Annotated in this window: 14 protein-coding genes; 6 read left to right on the top strand and 8 right to left on the bottom strand. The window is 60.1% G+C overall.

Translation table 11 applies throughout. The annotated features are described in order from the left end of the window. Positions 1–46: 46 nt before the first annotated feature. Genes lpdA through pdhA form a run of 4 tightly spaced genes read right to left on the bottom strand, consistent with a single transcriptional unit; the run spans position 47 to position 4,914 of the window. Positions 47–1,456, bottom strand: coding sequence for a dihydrolipoyl dehydrogenase (gene lpdA / locus AK2_RS06715; RefSeq protein ID WP_067932666.1), 1,410 nt, complete (start codon positions 1,454–1,456; stop codon positions 47–49). Positions 1,457–1,459: 3 nt separating this feature from the next. After that, complete coding sequence (locus AK2_RS06710; protein ID WP_067932664.1) at positions 1,460–2,830, bottom strand: dihydrolipoamide acetyltransferase family protein; 1,371 nt, start codon at positions 2,828–2,830, stop codon at positions 1,460–1,462. Positions 2,831–2,857: 27 nt separating this feature from the next. Further along, on the bottom strand, positions 2,858–3,838 hold the full coding sequence (locus AK2_RS06705) for an alpha-ketoacid dehydrogenase subunit beta (protein WP_067932661.1): 981 nt from the start codon (positions 3,836–3,838) through the stop codon (positions 2,858–2,860). A 2-nt stretch (positions 3,839–3,840) separates the two neighbouring features. Then, on the bottom strand, positions 3,841–4,914 hold the full coding sequence (gene pdhA, locus AK2_RS06700; RefSeq protein WP_067932660.1) for a pyruvate dehydrogenase (acetyl-transferring) E1 component subunit alpha: 1,074 nt from the start codon (positions 4,912–4,914) through the stop codon (positions 3,841–3,843). Between the two features lie 216 nt (positions 4,915–5,130). Here pdhA and AK2_RS06695 point away from each other — a divergent pair, with 216 nt between their 5' ends. From AK2_RS06695 to AK2_RS06675, 5 genes are all read left to right on the top strand, one after another. Continuing rightward, on the top strand, positions 5,131–5,883 hold the full coding sequence (locus tag AK2_RS06695; RefSeq protein ID WP_067932658.1) for an alpha/beta hydrolase: 753 nt from the start codon (positions 5,131–5,133) through the stop codon (positions 5,881–5,883). A gap of 260 nt (positions 5,884–6,143) precedes the next feature. Then, positions 6,144–8,042, top strand: a complete 1,899-nt coding sequence (locus tag AK2_RS06690) for a PrkA family serine protein kinase (RefSeq protein WP_067932657.1) — start codon at positions 6,144–6,146, stop codon at positions 8,040–8,042. 39 nt (positions 8,043–8,081) lie between these two features. After that, the gene (gene yhbH, locus AK2_RS06685; protein ID WP_067932654.1) at positions 8,082–9,245 is read left to right on the top strand and encodes a sporulation protein YhbH; all 1,164 of its coding nucleotides are present in this window, start codon (positions 8,082–8,084) and stop codon (positions 9,243–9,245) included. A gap of 21 nt (positions 9,246–9,266) precedes the next feature. Then, positions 9,267–10,739, top strand: a complete 1,473-nt coding sequence (locus AK2_RS06680; protein WP_067932652.1) for a SpoVR family protein — start codon at positions 9,267–9,269, stop codon at positions 10,737–10,739. Positions 10,740–10,850: 111 nt separating this feature from the next. Continuing rightward, on the top strand, positions 10,851–11,312 hold the full coding sequence (locus tag AK2_RS06675) for a hypothetical protein (protein WP_067932650.1): 462 nt from the start codon (positions 10,851–10,853) through the stop codon (positions 11,310–11,312). 173 nt (positions 11,313–11,485) lie between these two features. Here AK2_RS06675 and AK2_RS06670 read toward each other — a convergent pair whose 3' ends face one another. Beyond that, positions 11,486–12,445, bottom strand: a complete 960-nt coding sequence (locus tag AK2_RS06670; RefSeq protein WP_067932649.1) for an ABC transporter permease — start codon at positions 12,443–12,445, stop codon at positions 11,486–11,488. Next, on the bottom strand, positions 12,423–13,352 hold the full coding sequence (locus tag AK2_RS06665; RefSeq protein WP_067932647.1) for an ABC transporter ATP-binding protein: 930 nt from the start codon (positions 13,350–13,352) through the stop codon (positions 12,423–12,425). Before AK2_RS06665 ends, AK2_RS06670 begins: the two co-directional genes overlap by 23 nt. 188 nt (positions 13,353–13,540) lie before the next feature. Between AK2_RS06665 and AK2_RS06660 the strand changes: the two genes are divergently transcribed. Then, entirely contained in the window at positions 13,541–14,371 is an 831-nt protein-coding gene (locus tag AK2_RS06660) for a TVP38/TMEM64 family protein (RefSeq protein WP_169794740.1), read from the top strand. A 56-nt stretch (positions 14,372–14,427) separates the two neighbouring features. Here AK2_RS06660 and AK2_RS06655 read toward each other — a convergent pair whose 3' ends face one another. Next, positions 14,428–15,588, bottom strand: coding sequence for an acyltransferase family protein (locus tag AK2_RS06655; RefSeq protein WP_067932643.1), 1,161 nt, complete (start codon positions 15,586–15,588; stop codon positions 14,428–14,430). A 329-nt stretch (positions 15,589–15,917) separates the two neighbouring features. Continuing rightward, entirely contained in the window at positions 15,918–16,586 is a 669-nt protein-coding gene (mtnB, locus tag AK2_RS06650; protein WP_067932641.1) for a methylthioribulose 1-phosphate dehydratase, read from the bottom strand. Positions 16,587–16,590 lie beyond the last annotated feature (4 nt).

The raw sequence follows: 16,590 nt of genomic DNA, 5'->3' as shown, positions 1-16,590 counted from the left end.
CGCCTCCTTGCGGATGGCGGGACGTCCTCGCTTTTGTGGAGTTTCATTACTTGCTGACGATGTGGATGGGGGAGCCGAGAGCGACCTCGGACGCCTCCATGACCATCTCGCCGAGGGTGGGGTGGGCGTGAATGGTCAGCGCAATGTCCTCCAGCGTGGCGCTCATCTCTATCGCCAGGCCCAACTCCGCAATCAGGTTGGACGCCTCGTGGCCGATGACCTGCGCCCCGACCAGCAAGCCGCTCTTCTTGTCGGCCACCAGCTTGATGTAGCCATCGCTGGCGTTGAGCGCCACCGCGCGGCCGTTGGCTGCGTACGGGAAGCGCCCGGTGGCCACCTCTCCGTACTGCTCCTTGGCTTCCTCTTCGCTGAGGCCCACGCTCGCAATCTCCGGATCGGAGAAGACGACGGAGGGGATGCAGCGGTAATCCACCGCGCTCTTCTTGCCGGCGATAACTTCCGCCGCCACCTTGCCTTCGTACGACGCCTTGTGGGCTAACGCGGGTCCGGCCACGATGTCCCCGATGGCGTAGATGTTGGGGACACTCGTCCGGCACTGCTCGTCGACCTCAATCAAACCCTTGTCGCTCAGCTTGACACCAATCGATTCCAGACCGAGTTCATCGGTGTTGGGGCGGCGTCCCACCGTGACCAGCACGTACTCCGCCTGGACCGACTTCTCCGCGTCGCCCGCCTTGTAGGTCAGGGTCACGCCGTCCTCGCGCTCCTCGACGCCCTGCGCGAACGCCTCGGTGACCACCTCGACGCCGAGCTTTTTCAGGTTGCGTTGAACCAGCCGCACGGCCTGCGGGTCAAACGTCGGCAGGATGGATTTCGTTCCCTCGATGATGGTCACCTTCGACCCGAACTTGGCGAAGGTCTGTCCCAATTCGATGCCGATGTAGCCGCCGCCGACCACGACCAGGCTCTCCGGCAGGTGGTCCAGTGAGAGCGCCTCCGTCGAGGTGATGACGCGCTTGCCATACGGCAGCGACTTCAGTTCAATCGGGCGCGATCCGGTCGCAATGATGCAGTGCTGGAACTTGTAGCGCTCGCTCTCATGCTCCTTCATGACGCGAACCTCGTCCGCCTTGGAGAAGAACGCCTCTCCCTGGACGAAGTTGATCTTGTTGCCCTTGAACAGGGTCTTGACGCCGCTGGTCATCTTCTCCACGACCGACTGCTTCCATTCCATGACCTTGGCGAAATCCAGCTCCGCCTGGGTGTTGACGCCCGGGAACGGGGATTGCTTGCTGCGCTCGTAAAACTCAGCCGCACTGATCAGCGCCTTGGACGGAATGCATCCGACGTTCAGGCAGACACCGCCCAGGTTTCCCTTGTCTACGACGGTCACGCTCTTGCCCAGTTGGGCGGCCCGGATGGCAGCCACATAGCCGCCCGGCCCCGCCCCTATGACGAGCACGTCCACTTCCTGCGTGAATTCACCGACGACCAATCGTCACACCTCCATGAGCAACAGCCGTGGGTTCTCCAGCAGCCGCTTGATTTCATTGATGAACCGCTGCGCCAGCGCACCGTCCACCACCCGATGGTCAAAGCTCAGCGAGAGGGCCAGCATCTGCGCCCCAACGACTTCACCGTCTTTCATGATGGGTCGCTCAGTGATGCGGCCGACACCCAAGATGGCCACTTCCGGATAATTGATGATGGGCGTGAAGAACATGCCGCCGACCGATCCGATATTCGTAATGGATATGGTGCTGCCCCGGATCTCCTGCGGGCCCAGCTTGTTCTCGCGAGCGCGGGTGGCCAAATCGTTGATCTCTTCGGCGATGGTCCACATGCTCTTGCGGTCTGCATCGCGGATGACCGGGACTAACAGCCCCCTGTCGGTGTCGGTGGCGATGCCTATATGATAGTACTTTTTCAACACCAGTTCCTGTTTTTCCTCGTCCAGCGAGGAGTTGAGCACAGGGTGTTTCTTGAGCGCCGCCACCATGGCCTTGACGATGAACGGCAGGTAGCTGACCTTGACGCCGCGCTCTTCGGCGAGCGGTTTGATCTCCTTGCGCAGCTGCACCAACTGGGTGACGTCGGCCTCGTCCATCACCGTGACGTGCGGAGCCGTATAAGCTGAGCGCGCCATCGCCTGGGCGATGAGCTTGCGGATGTTGGGCAGCGGCTGCCGTTCTTCGAGCGCCTCGTTGTAGGATGCGCTGACAGCCGGGGCGCCGGCCGGCGCCTGGGCACGGGCCGTAGCGCCGAGAGCGGCCTCCGGCGCGGCCGCGGCCGGTGCGCTCGCCTGGCCACCCCGGAGATAGGCGTCCACGTCTTCCTTGGTCACCTTGCCGTTGTTGCCCGTACCCCGCACTTTCGTGATATCGACCCCGTTTTCCCGGGCGTACTTGCGTACACCGGGGGTGGCCAACACCTCGTGGGCGTGGCTGGCCAATTCGGCGCCGGGCGCGCCGTCCTGGACGGCCGCGGGCGTCTGGGCCGGCGTTTCAGGCGCGGCCTGGCTCTCCTTTTTCACACTGGCGGTCACGGATTCCAGACCCGCGCCCTGCACCCCCGCATCGCTGGCGTGCGCCGCCGGGGTGTCTGCCGTTTCCGCCGCGTTGCCCTCGCCTTCGACCTCGAAGGTGAGCAGGATATCACCCACCACGGCGGTGGCTCCTTCTTCCACTTTCAATTCCAGCACCTTGCCGGCCACCGGGCTGGGTAATTCCACCATCGTCTTGTCGTTTTCAATCTCTGCCAGAGCGTCGTCTTCCTGCACCGTGTCGCCAGGTTTCACCAACCACTTCTCCAGGCGGCCTTCGTGCAGCCCTTCGCCGAGCTCCGGCAGCCGGAATGCGTAGACTCCCATGTCAGTCACCTCCAGACTGATACCGTCTTACAGACTCATGACCCTATCCAGACCGCGCACAACCTGCTGCTCATCAGGCAGCCATTCGTCTTCAATCAGGCCGAACGGATAGACCGTATCCGGGGGCGTGATGCGCAACACCGGGCCTTCCAAGTGGTAGATGGCGTGTTCGTTAATCTGGGCGATGATTTCCGCCGCGGCTCCGCTTGAGCGCTGCGCCTCTTGGACCACGACCGCGCGGTGGGTCTTTTTGATGGACTGGACAATCGTCTCAATGTCAATCGGATTGAGGGTGCGCAGGTCGATGACCTCAGCCTCGACGCCTTTCTCCTTCGACCACTGTTCGGCCGCTTTTTGCGCAACGTGAACCATGTATCCATAGGCGATGACGGTGACGTCCTTGCCCTGCCGGACCACATTGGCCTTGCCGAGCGGGATCGTGTACGACTCGTCCGGCACCTCCTGGCGCAGGGACCGGTACAGGCGCATGTGCTCCAGGAACAGGACGGGGTCGTTGTCGCGAATCGCCGAGATGAGCAGACCCTTGGCGTCGTACGGGTTGGAGGGGACGACCACCTTGATGCCCGGGGATTGCACAAACAGTCCCTCCAGGCTGTCCGCGTGCAGTTCCGGCGTCTTCACGCCGCCGCCAAAGGGCGAGCGGATGACGATGGGACAGCTGAAACGGCCGCCTGTGCGGTAGCGGGTGCGGGCGGCCTGCCCGACAATCTGGTCCATCGCCTCAAAGACGAAGCCAAAGAACTGGATCTCCGCCACCGGACGAAATCCCTGCATGGCCAGACCGTTGGCCAGTCCGATGATGCCCGACTCGGCCAATGGGGTGTCGAACACGCGTTGGTCCCCGTATTTCTCCTGCAGGCCTTCGGTGGCGAGAAACACGCCGCCGTTGCGGCCAACGTCCTCACCGAACACGAGCACCCTCTCATCGCGCCCCAGTTCGAGGTCGAGCGCGTTGGTCACGGCCTTAATCATTGTCAATTCTGCCATGGTTACTTCGCCTCCCCAGAGAACTCGGCCTTCTGCCGTACGAGCGACTCGGGCAGGTTTTCAAACATGCTGTCAATCAGGCCGGGGATGGTCATTTTCGGATACGAGTCGGCCTGCTTCAGGGCGTCGTTGAACGTGTCCTTCGCTTCTTCGATGGCCCGGTTCTCGTCCTCTTCCGACCACAGGCCCTTCGCTTCCAGGTAGTTGCGGAAGCGGATGAGTGGGTCTTTACGCTCCCATTCCGACTCCAGTTCCTTGGTGCGGTAACGGGTCGGGTTGTCACCGGACATGGTGTGCGGGCCATAGCGGAATGTCTGCGTCTCAATCAGGGTCGGGCCGTCGCCTTCGCGCGCCCGGTCCACCGCCTGTTTGACCGCCGCGTACACAGCCAGGACATCCATGCCGTCCACCTGCACGCCCGGAATCCCGGCTGCCACCGCCTTTTGCGCCAGCGTCGCGGCAGCGCTCTGCAGGCGCACCGGGGTGGAAATCGCGAATTGGTTGTTCTGTACGATGAAGACGGCAGGGACGTGGAACGCGCCAGCAAAGTTGATTCCCTCGTAGAAGTCGCCTTGGGAGGTGCCGCCGTCGCCTGTGTAGGTGACCGCCACACGCTTTTCCCCGCGCAGTTTGAAGGCCAGCGCCATGCCTGTGCACTGGACGTATTGCGCTCCGATGATGATCTGCGGCGGCAGCACGTTGACGTCCTGCGGCACCTCTCCGCCGTGCTGGTGGCCGCGCGAATAGAGGATCCACTGATACAAGGGCCAGCCGTGAAAGTGCGCCTGGGGTACGTCGCGGTAACCGGGAAGGATGAAATCTTCCTTGTTGGTGGCGAATTCGCTGCCAATCATCGACGCTTCCTGGCCGGCGACCGGCGCATAAAATCCGAGCCTGCCTTGGCGCGTCAAGCGGATGGCGCGCTGGTCCACTATGCGCGTGAACACCATGCGCCGCATCAGTTCGCGCAACTGGTCGTCTGGCAGGTTGGGCAGCAGGTCGGAGTTGACCACCTGACCGTTTTCATCGAGCACTTGCAGATGCGGAATCTGATCCGCCGCCATGGTCGTGCTCATCCTGTTCACCTCGTTTTATAATTTTCCTCGCGTGGTTTACAATAGGCAGTCAGAGACAGCCAACGATTAATACAGAACCCGTAACTGATTATAATACACATTCGCATGATGTGCGAATCCCAATAAAATAAAGGGATCGGCTGTTATATAATATATCGTCCGCGTTTATAGAACAGATGCCGAATCCGGTCACCACCCGAAACAGGAGGGATTGTCATGGCGGAGCCTGCGTCCACCCGTCGTGTGATTGAGAGCCACGAGATCTACAGTTCCCATCTTTGGGAGGATCGAACCATCAAAGTCTGTCTGCCTCCGGGTTACCCATCCAATGGGACTTATCCCGTGCTGTTCTGCCATGACGGCAACGAATTCATCACGCATGGGCGGATTGCCACCATCGCCGTCGAACGGATGGTGAGCGCAAGCTTGTCCCCCATGGTCATCGTTTGCATGGCGATGAACCCGCGGCTGCGCAGCGCCGATTACGACATATCCGGTGAGCGGCACGAGGCATACACCCGCTTCGTCATGGAGGAGTGCATTCCTTTTGTCGAGGAGCAATACGCGATTTCCCCGGCACGGGAGGAGTGGTTCATGGCGGGGGTCTCGCTGGGAGCGGCGGCGAGCCTGTCCATCCACTTGCAGCATCCGGACGTGTTTGGACAGCTCCTGCTGTTCTCGGGCGCTTATTACCCGCCGCTGCAGGAACGGGTCAGGGAGGCGACCAATCTGTCCGGGCTCAGCGCCTACATGCTGGTCGGGCGGCAGGAGACGGCCGTGGAGACGAAAGAACATGGGACACTCGATTTTTACCATTACAATCGGCAGATGCGGTCCCTGCTGGAGGCCCGGGGGGCGGTGGTTGACTACCGTGAGGCGGACGGGACGCACGTCTGGGGCTTCTGGCAACGGCATCTGCCGCAGGCGCTGGACTGGTTGCATGAACGGCTGTTGTCCCACCGAGCGTGACAGCATGGGCGGGGCGGTGGGACACCTTACGTTCGTCGTGCATAGAGTAGAAGCAATCCTCACACCCCGCGGCCTCCGGTCTTGTATTCGAAATCTTCGCGACATGGGTGGGCGTGGGCATGTGGCCAAGGGTGGCGAGAATATAGTCTGATAAATACGGCGCGTATCCTCGGATACTGGGACACTGTGGGCGAGCAGGTCTCGTTATTCCAAGCGATGAACCACGAGGGCTCGGGCCCGGACAAAAGGGGGATGACGTCATGAGCTTTCTCTCTCGTCTCAATGCCTATCGGGCCGAAGAAGAGGAGTTGCGCTGGGAAGGAACGTTTCTCGACTACCTGGAGATTGTCCGCCAAAACCCCGACGTGGCGAAAACGGCCCATAACCGGATTTACGATATGATTGCGGACGCCGGCATCGAGACCGACGCAGACGGCCGCCGGCGCTACCGGTTTTTTGAACGCGAGCTGTTTGGCCTGGACGCCACGATAGAGCGGTTGGTTGAAGAGTATTTCCACGCAGCGGCCCGCAGGCTTGAGGTGCGCAAACGCATCCTGTTGCTCATGGGGCCGGTCAGCGGCGGAAAATCGACGATTGTCTCCATGCTCAAGCGCGGCCTGGAGCGCTACAGCCGCACCCCGCAGGGCGCCCTGTACGGAATCAAAGGCTGCCCGATGCACGAAGAGCCGCTGCACCTGATTCCGGAGGCGCTGCGCGACGAGTTCGCGGCCGAGTACGGCGCCCGCATTGAAGGCAACCTCTGCCCAGCCTGCCAGCTGCGCTTGGAACTGGACTTTGGCGGCGACATCGAGAAGGTGCCCGTGGAGCGTGTCATTCTGTCGGAAACCAAGCGCGTGGGCATCGGCACCTTCAGCCCGTCCGACCCCAAGTCCCAGGATATCGCGGACCTGACCGGCAGCATCGACTTTTCCACCATCACGGAGTACGGATCGGAATCCGATCCGCGCGCGTACCGCTTTGACGGCGAGTTGAACAAGGCCAACCGCGGGCTGATGGAGTTTCAAGAGATGCTCAAGTGTGACGAGAAGTTTCTGTGGCATTTGCTGAGTCTGACCCAGGAAGGTAACTTCAAGGCTGGCCGGTTTGCCCTGATATCCGCAGACGAGATGATTGTAGCCCACACCAACGAGGCGGAATACAGGGCGTTCATCGCCAACAAGAAGAACGAGGCGTTGCAGTCGCGCATGATTGTCATGCCCATTCCGTACAATCTGCGGGTAGACGACGAGATTAAGATCTACGAGAAACTGGTCAAGCAAAGCGATTTGCGAGGCATTCACATCGCTCCGCATGCTCTGCGAACGGCCGCCATCTTTTCGATTTTGACCCGCCTGCGCGAGTCCAAGAAGCAAGGCATCGATCTGCTCAAGAAGCTGTACGTTTACAACGGTCAGGTTGTGGAGGGCATCAAGGACGCGGATGTGAAGGAGCTCAAAGAAGAGTTTCCGGACGAAGGCATGTTCGGGCTGGACCCGCGCTACATTATCAACCGCATCTCGACCGCCCTGGTCCGCCAGGACACCACCTGCATCAACGCCTTGGACGTGCTGCGGGCGATCAAGGACGGGCTGGATCAACACGCGTCGATTTCAAAAGAGGATAAACAGCGTCTGCTCAACTTCATTGCGACAGCCCGCAAGGAGTATGACGAGATGGCGAAGACCGAGGTGCAGAAGGCGTTCGTCTACTCCTTCGAGGAATCGGCCAAAACCCTGCTGGAGAACTACCTGGACAATGTCGAGGCGTACTGCAGTTGGCAGAAGATCAAGGACCCGCTGACCGGCGAGGAGATGGACCCGGACGAGAAGCTCATGCGTTCGATTGAAGAGCAGATTGGCATCTCGGAAAACGCGAAGCGCAGCTTTCGCGAGGAGATCCTCATTCGCATCTCGACCTACGCACGGCGCGGCAAAAAGTTCGACTACCGCTCGCATGAACGGCTGCGCGAGGCGATTGAGAAGAAGCTGTTTGCCGATTTGAAGGACATTGTGAAGATCACGACATCGACGAAGACCCCGGATGAATCGCAGCTGAAGAAGGTCAATGAGGTCGTGGCCCGGCTGATTGATGAACACGGCTACTGCGCGGTTTGCGCGAACGAGCTTTTGCGCTACACCGGCAGCCTGCTCAACCGCTGAGTGGTTGTCGAGCGCCCTGGTGTGAGAGGAGGGAGCGTGATGGCGGCCTCGCAGTTCACCCTCAGCAAGGAAGACTGGTCCCTGCACCGAAAAGGGTATCAGGATCAGGAACGGCATCGAGAAAAGGTCAAGCAGGCCATCAAGGAGAATCTGGCAGACCTCATCAGCGACGAAGGCATCATCATGAGCGATGGGCGGCAGATTGTCCGGATTCCAATCCGTTCCCTGGAGGAATACCGGTTTCGTTACAACTTCAACAAGAGCAAGCAGGCCGGCACGGGCAAAGGGGACTCCCAGGTGGGCGACGTGATTGCCTCCGACGGGCCGCCGCAGCCCGGGCAGGGGCAGGGAGCCGGCAACCTGCCCGGCGTGGATTACGTGGAGGCGGAGGTGGCGCTGGAGGACATCGAAGCGGAGCTGTTCTCCGAGTTGACCCTGCCCAACCTCAAGCCCAAGTCGCCGGACGATGTGGTGACGCGCGACATCGACTTCCGCGATGTACGAAAAACCGGCTTGGCCAGCAACATCGACAAGAAGCGCACGCTGCTGGAATCGCTTCGCCGCAGCCAGCGCGAATCCGCCCACCAGGATGGCCTAAACTGGCGGATACGACCGGACGATTTGCGCTACAAGACCTGGGAGGACGTGGAGGAGCCTGATTCCCAAGCCGTGGTGCTCGCCATGATGGACACGTCAGGCAGCATGGGGCTGTTCGAGAAGTACTGCGCGCGCACATTTTTCTTCTGGATGACGAGGTTTTTGCGGACCAAGTACGAGACGGTGCAAATCCGGTACATCGCCCACCACACGGAGGCGCGCGAGGTCAGCGAGGAGCACTTCTTCACCCGCGGGGAGAGCGGCGGCACCATCTGCTCGTCGGCTTACGAGTACGCGTTGACGCTCATCGAGAAAGAGTATCCGCCGCAGCGGTACAACATCTACCCGATACACTTCTCGGACGGGGACAATCTGACTTCGGACAATGAGCGGTGTGTGCGGTTGGTGGAAAAAATGTGCGAACAATCGCAAATGTTTGGTTACGCAGAAGTCAATCAGTACGGTCGCGGGTCCACTCTGATGAACGCCTTCGGGAAGATCAATCATCCGTATTTCCGGACCGTCGTGATCCGCGAGAAGGCTGGAATCTACCAAGCCCTGAAGGCGTTTTTCAGCGTCCGCGACGACGCCTCGCGGCCCGCGTGACGGAGATGGGGAGGGGCTTGGATGAACGACGCGGAGCTGAAGGAACTGGAGCGTTCGATAGAGCGGATCATGGAGATTGCGGACGGGTTCGGCCTCGATTACTTTCCGATGCGGTACGAGGTGTGCCCGTCCGATGTCATCTATACGTTCGGCGCGTACGGCATGCCGACGCGTTTCAACCATTGGAGTTTCGGGAAGGCGTTCCATCGCCTCAAGCTTGAGTACGATTTTGGTCTCAGCCGCATCTACGAACTGGTCATCAATTCGAACCCGTCATACGCGTTTTTGCTGGACGGAAACACGCTGCTGCAGAACAAGACAGTGTGCGCGCACGTGCTCGGCCACTCCGATTTCTTTAAGAACAATTCCGCCTTTGCCCAAACCTCGCGGGACATGGTGGAGAGGATGGCGGCGAACGCGGAGCGGGTGCGCCGGTACGAGCTGGAGTACGGGCGGCAGCGGGTGGAACAGGTGCTGGACGCCGGCATCGCCCTCCAGCAGCACGTGGATGCCTCGCGGCACGCGGATGCGGTGCGGCGCGAACGGATGCGTCGCCTGCGCGAGGACAAGCGGCAGCGGGCGCGCTCGCGCACCGGACCTTACGACGATTTGTGGCGGCTTGGCGAGGAGAGCGGCGGGAGCGGGACGGAGTCGCAAGCGAAACATGGGGTCGACCAGGCGGGGGCGGACGCTTATGCTCGACGCTCAACCCAGCGAATGCTGGTCCCGGAACGTGACCTGATGCTGTTCCTCATCGACTACAGCCGGGTGCTGGAGGAGTGGGAGCGGGATATCCTCTCCTTGCTCCGGGAAGAGATGCTGTACTTTTGGCCGCAGCTGGAAACCAAGATCATGAACGAGGGCTGGGCGACCTATTGGCACCTGCGCATCATGCGCGAGATGGATTTGACGGACGCGGAGGCCGTCGATTTCGCGCAGATGCATGCCGGTGTCGTGCTCCCCTCGCGCACCACCATCAACCCGTATCAGCTGGGACTGGCCATCTGGGAAGATATTGAGAAGCGTTGGAATGACCCTACAGAGGAGGAGCGGGAACGGTTTGGTCGGGAACCGAGCCAGGGCCGGGACAAAATGTTTGAGGTGCGCGAGACGGAGACGGACGTTTCCTTCCTGCGCAATTACTTGACCAAGGACCTGATTGAAGACCTGGATCTGTACCTGTACCAGAAAGTAGGAAATGAATGGAAGGTGGTGGAGACCGATTGGGAGAAGGTGCGCGATCACCTCTGTGCCTCGCGGGTCAACGGGGGCATTCCGGCGATTTGGGTGGAGGATGGGGATTACAACAATAATGGGGAGCTGTACCTGAAGCATGGTTATGAAGGGGTGGAACTGGACCTCAAGCACGTCGAAAAGACGCTGCCGTACGTGCACCGGTTGTGGGGACGCGGATGCCACCTGGAGACGGTAGTGGACGACCGGGCGGTCCTGTTCAGTTACGACGGCAGGCGGGTGCAGCGCAAGTTTTTGTAACCCCCATATCGCCGGGGAGTCGAGTGGACTGACCACTGGTTAAAATCGGTCGATTCCCGTACTTTCATGTTATACTGCAAACAACGATAGAAATGGAAGGCAGGGTATGCATTGCGCATCGAATCGCGGGGAACGTTGGCGGTAGCGGCGGCGGTGTTGGGGATTGCGGGTTTGTTGGTGCAGGCGGGATTGGGCCACGTCGGCGGTGTGGTGACGGTGGTCGCATGGATCATCAACATCCTCCTGCTTGTGTTGCTGTTTTGGGCGGGGCGATTGGCGAAACAGCGCGCCTGGCGGCCGGTGTGGACGGGCGCGTGGGTAGGCGCGGTGTATGGGGTGTTCCGCGGCTTGGCGGGCTTTTTCACCCATGTAACCGCAGAGCAGTTGCAGAAGAGTTCCCATGGGCAGTTGTCTCAGGATGCTATCGAGAAAGCGGTGGCCTTCGCGAACTCGACGACGACCCACTTCATTTCCCTTGTGACCATGATTGTGGTGTGGGCCATTGTCGGACTGATTGTGGCGTGGCTGGGCGGAACGACCACACGGCGGGGGGGCGACGACGACCGCGAATAGGCGGACCTGGGCAAAAGGTTCAATCCATCCAATGCGGACGGCACCGTGTGGCTGTGAAAGACCGGCACCAACGGCACGGTGTTCAGAGCGTGGCCGCTTGGGCGAAGGAGCCGCACCATCGGCATTGAGGCGGTGCGGCTCTTCGGATTGGGGTTGTTCGCTTGCCGCAGGCATTACCCGTTTCCGGACACGTCGCGGCGGGTGAACATCACCCAGGAGACCACATGGAAAATGATAAAGTACACCGCCAGCACGATGATGGAGAAGGTCAAGGTCATCCCTTTCACCACAGGCGTCCCTTCGATGTACTGGGTGAGGTCGGTGTTGGCAAAGAGGATGAATTTGACCCAGGTGTGGTCGCTCAGAACTCTGACCAGTGTGCTGCCGACAAACAAGAGCAAGAGCGAGACGGCGATGGCTAAGCTGCTGCTGCGCAACAGGACGGAAATCATGAACGAAATGGTGACAATCATCAGCAGGTTCACGCACTTGAGTCCATAGGTCGCGAGGACATGCGCGAACATCGGCATCTGGTGGATGTGGCTGGCCGTGTCGGCGTACAGGTACGGGGTGGCAAATCCGTCAAATCCAAACGCAATGCCGCCCACCAGCCACGCGGCGATGGCCAGTTCCACAATCAGAGCGAGCGCGAACAAGAGGCTTGCGGCGTACTTGGCCATCAGGATTTTGCTGCGCCGAACCGGCCGGATGAGCAGCAGTTTGATGGCCCCCGATGAGAATTCGCTGGCGATGCTATCTGCGGCCACGACCGCGGCGAACAAGGTGACCAGCACCATCAGCGAGGCAGCGTTGTTGGCGAAGTCCCAGGCCGAGTTCTCGGCCGGAGGGATGTTATGGTCCAGCCGATACTGGTTTTCGTTGATCTGGGTCTGCAATTGGGTCTTGGCGCTGGCCGGGATCTTGTCCCCGGAACGGTTCATGGTCTGCTGTAACTGTTGATTCTCCTGTCTCAGCTCCTGTCGCCAGTCGCTTGTGTGGGTGGCCTGCGAGTGGGACGCCTTGTTGGTCAGCACAGCCATCGCAATGACCGCCAGCAACAGGAGGGCGCCAAAAATCCAGGTGCGCAGCCGGCGATAGATTTTCACGTTTTCATTGTGAACGAGCTGCAGCATGCTGCCCACCCCCTGTCACTTCGAGGAATTGGTCCTCCAGGCTCTTGGTTCGACTGCGGATGGCGTAGACGGCGACGCCATGCTCGACCAACTGGCGGTTGATCTCCGGGATGTCGTCGCGTGCGGCGGCGAGACGCAGCGTTTGCCCGCGCACCTCGACACCCTTCTGTCCCGCATCCGCCAACACCTGTCTGGCGGTGTCGGCCGCGTCCACCTCAAACTCCACCCATTGGGCCTCCTGGGGGGCCTGCTCCCGCACCGTCTGCACCTGCACCAAGCGGCCGTTCTGGATGATGGCGACGCGGTCGCACATCAGCTCCATCTCGGTCAACAGGTGGCTGGAAACGATGACGGCCACCCCTTGATTTTCGGCTAGGTGGCGGAGGTGATCACGCAGTTCGCGGATACCGGCCGGATCGAGCCCGTTGGTGGGTTCATCGAGGATGAGGACGGACGGGTTGTGCAGCAACGCTTGTGCCAAGCCAAGGCGTTGGCGCATGCCGAGCGAGTAGGTCTTGACCTTGTTGTGTATGGCCGATTCCAATCCGACAAAACGCACCATCTCGTCAATCCTGTCCTTGCCGATCCCTTTGTGCATGCGCGCGTACAGACGCAGATTGTCGTAGCCGGACAGGAATTTGTACATTTCAGGATTTTCTACTATTGCGCCGACGTGGCGGATGGCCTCTTCAAACTCGGTGCGAATATCGTGGCCGTGGATGCGCACATGTCCGTGGGTAATAGAGATGAGTCCCACCATCATGCGGATGGTCGTGGTCTTACCCGCCCCGTTGGGGCCCAGCAGACCGAACACTTCGCCGGGTTGAATGTCCAGCGAGAGGTGATCCACTACAGGCCTGCGGCCGAGGGTCTTTGTCAATTCCCGGATTTCAACTGCCGCCGGCATGCTTCAACCTCCTTGCGTATCGGAATTTGTTTGGATGCAGGGTCCATCATAGCATAGTTCTGTATGTTATGATTGAGAACTTTGTCGAAGGGGCGAGCAAGATTGATTGCGGACATGGGTTCTGGCGGTTCAGGAATTCCTGAAACGCGGTTCTTTCGGTTATGCTATCTTATATTAGGGGGATTTGGGTGTTCGTGGGGAGGTGTCCCATCACGACTGGAAAGGCAGCGTCAAACGAAGGTGGAAGCACCTCATCGCAGCAGGGCGGTCATGCGCGCACCGAGGCGTGGGTAGCCACAGGTGGCCGCTCGGTGGCGGACTCTGGGGCCGCGGATGGGCGTCACCCGGCTGTGCCCCGGCCCAAGGTGGTCGGGTTGCGCGAAGTTGCGGTGACGGTTCTCTTATTTGCAGCAGGTGTGGCCTGCGTTGTGGCGTTTTTTCACTACGACCAGTCGGATAGGCTGTCCAGGCTGATCATCGCCTCTGGGCCGCTGGCCAGCGTCATCGGGATCATCCTGATGACCATCTTTTGTATCATTCCGGTGCCCTCGGAGTTTCTCATCATCATCTTGATGAAGATCTTCGGACCGTGGCTGGGTAGCCTGTACAGTTGGGCGGGCTCGATGCTGGGAGCCATGACGACGTTTTGGCTGGCCCGCCGTTACGGAGGCAAGATGCTGCGCCGCTTCATCACCGAGGAGCGGTTTCAGCAGGTGAACGAGTGGATTGGCCGCGGCGGGCCGCTCGGTCTGTTGCTGGCGCGGGTGGTCCCGCTGCCGTTCATCGTCGTCAATTACACCGCCGGTGTCATGAAGTCCGTCCGTACGTGGGATTACTTTTGGACTTCGGCGGTGGGCGGCATTCCCTATTACGTGGGGGCGGCGCTTGTGTTTCTCGGCGTCTCCAAGCGCCGCTACATGGCCTGGCTCATCATCGGCGGGGTGGTCATCGTCCTGATTTGGATAGGCGGTTATCTGCTCAACCGCCATGTGCGCAAACTGAAACGCTGGGCCCATTGAGCCCGGGCTGGGATGGGCCCGCGCCAAGGAGTGGCGCAGTAGGTTCCGGGGCCCGCTTAAGCCGCTCGTCCACCAGTTTGCGGCGATTGCATGATGGCAGCTGCAAACTGGTGTCCGAGACGGATGGATGGCCACTCGACAAGCCGATACATAACATACGCTGCCACGATGGACACGGGCGGCACCAAAAGGATAATCCAACGGTGCGGAAGCAGTCCGTCCAAAGCGTAGACGCACCCGGACAGTACGACAGGGTGGATGAGGTACAGACTGAACGAGATGTTGCCCAACCAGACGAGCGGGCGCTTGCCTATCCAGACTTTCATCTGTCTGCTGCCGGTCGCGAGAGCTATGACGAGAGCAGCGGCGGCACCGATGACCATGTCGATGCCGGGGCGTCGCTCCCCAAACCAGTTGTGCACGGCGGGGAACCAGTCCACGTTGTAGATTAAGAGCGCCGCTATCAAGAGGGCGGCTTTTGTCTTGCGGGACAGGTCCTGAATAAAATCACGGACGGCCTGGCGGTGTTTAGCCAACAAAACGCCAAATGCGAAAAACCCCATATAGTAGAGTGTGGCGCCGAAGCGACAGGGGATGGTGTCGTACCAAGCGCTGGCAACCACGATAAGACCGGCGCATAAGGGAGCGCTTAGGATTGTCGGCAGCCGGCGAAGAGCAAACACGAGCAGGGGAAATACGATGGAAATGCGCATTTCGTGCACCAACGACCATGAACTGACATCCAGGTTGTGCGTATCCTTCCCGGTCATCAGCAGATAGTGAAATAACACCATAGGAGTTACCGGATGGCTCCAGATGTCCTCAAACCAGGAACTCATTCCGTTTTCCTTTGCTGCAACCGGTTGGTTGGCAAAGCCAAGCGCAAGCAATGCCCAGGAAAGGAGGACTACGACCACATACGGGATGTAAAGGCGGCAGAAACGCTTGACCAGGTATCCCGGGTAGGGCAGTCTCCGGCCTGCAAGAAATGGGAGGGTCAATACGAAGCCACTTAAAAGGAAAAAGAAAATGACCGCTTCATGTCCGTCCCAGATGAGATGCAGGGGCGTGTACGTGAAGACATCCACCCAAGTCTTGCCGGATGCTCGGTAGCCATTGGCGCGGTTGAAAGCCGGCAGGCTGATCAGGCAGTGCTCCAACACGACGGTCAGGGCGGCAAGGCCACGCAGGGCATCCAGCACCGCAATTCGTTGCAAACCAAACCCCTCCAGCCTCGACCCCCTGTTGCGGCGTTTGAACAATCTGTTTGGTGGATTGGGTCTCTCTAAGCACCCTTCATGCTACAGAGGAGAGGCTGGCGGGTTCAACATGGACAGTTCCACAAGATTGGGCATCAGGCTGGGCGAGCCCGCGATAACGCGAAAGACCTCCGAAATTCACCTAAATCCGAGAAGATATCTAGAGTTTTCGCTGCGTCTTTGGCGAGATTAGGTTTTCTCCTTCCCCATCTGCATCCAGTGTCTCTCGTCCTGTCGCTTGCCGCCTGTGCAGCCTGCTGTTTGTGAACCGTTCGGCTGGCAGCGGTTCAGTCGGCCGTGCGGGGCTCGGCGAGTTTCAGGCCGGCGTACTGGAGCCTCAGCAGGTGGTATTCGAACAACCATTCCAGCGCCTCCAGGTGCCGCTTGGCGTCGGATGGGGTCTGTCCCCACGCGTAGACGCCGTGGTTGCGCACCAGCACACCCGGGACATCGGGACGGGCGACGGCAGCGACTGCGTCGGCCAACCGGTTGAGGTCCGGGTGGTTCTCGACAATCGGCACCTCAATGCGCGCGTTTTCTTCCCAGTGGCCGAGCGCCTTGAGCAATTCATAACCTTGCAGCGGGACCGATCCAGATGGGAAATACCGGTCGGAGGCGAGGTTGTTGTAAAGCGTGTGAACGTGCAACACCGCGCCGCAGCCCAAACGGGTGTACAGCTGCGTGTGGACGGCCGTCTCAGCCGAAGGTTTTTCTGTGCTGGTCTCAACGAGTTGACCGTGCTGGTCCACCAAAATCACGCCGTCCTCCGACAGGTGCTGTTTATCCCAACCGCTCGCCGTGATGGCGATGACCAGCGGGGTGTCGGAGACCTTCACCGACAGGTTGCCGCTGGTGGCCGGCAGCCAACCGCGCGCGGCCAGCTCGCCGGCCAGTTGGCAGACCTTCTGCCGCGCTGCGAGGACCGAAGACGCGGCCGGATCGACCGGAAATGTCATACCT

This window comes from Alicyclobacillus kakegawensis NBRC 103104 (assembly GCF_001552655.1).
GTDB lineage: Bacteria > Bacillota > Bacilli > Alicyclobacillales > Alicyclobacillaceae > Alicyclobacillus_G > Alicyclobacillus_G kakegawensis.
This window is presented reverse-complemented; position numbering and strand designations above follow the sequence as displayed.

Coding starts and splice junctions, on each gene's coding strand:
- AK2_RS06665 (WP_067932647.1), bottom strand. CDS start 13,352: ATGCCGGCGGCAGTTGAAATCCGGGAATTGACAAAGACCCTCGGCCGC.
- AK2_RS06680 (WP_067932652.1), top strand. CDS start 9,267: ATGAACGACGCGGAGCTGAAGGAACTGGAGCGTTCGATAGAGCGGATC.
- AK2_RS06670 (WP_067932649.1), bottom strand. CDS start 12,445: ATGCTGCAGCTCGTTCACAATGAAAACGTGAAAATCTATCGCCGGCTG.
- mtnB (WP_067932641.1), bottom strand. CDS start 16,586: ATGACATTTCCGGTCGATCCGGCCGCGTCTTCGGTCCTCGCAGCGCGG.
- AK2_RS06695 (WP_067932658.1), top strand. CDS start 5,131: ATGGCGGAGCCTGCGTCCACCCGTCGTGTGATTGAGAGCCACGAGATC.
- AK2_RS06705 (WP_067932661.1), bottom strand. CDS start 3,838: ATGGCAGAATTGACAATGATTAAGGCCGTGACCAACGCGCTCGACCTC.
- AK2_RS06690 (WP_067932657.1), top strand. CDS start 6,144: ATGAGCTTTCTCTCTCGTCTCAATGCCTATCGGGCCGAAGAAGAGGAG.
- yhbH (WP_067932654.1), top strand. CDS start 8,082: ATGGCGGCCTCGCAGTTCACCCTCAGCAAGGAAGACTGGTCCCTGCAC.
- pdhA (WP_067932660.1), bottom strand. CDS start 4,914: ATGAGCACGACCATGGCGGCGGATCAGATTCCGCATCTGCAAGTGCTC.
- AK2_RS06710 (WP_067932664.1), bottom strand. CDS start 2,830: ATGGGAGTCTACGCATTCCGGCTGCCGGAGCTCGGCGAAGGGCTGCAC.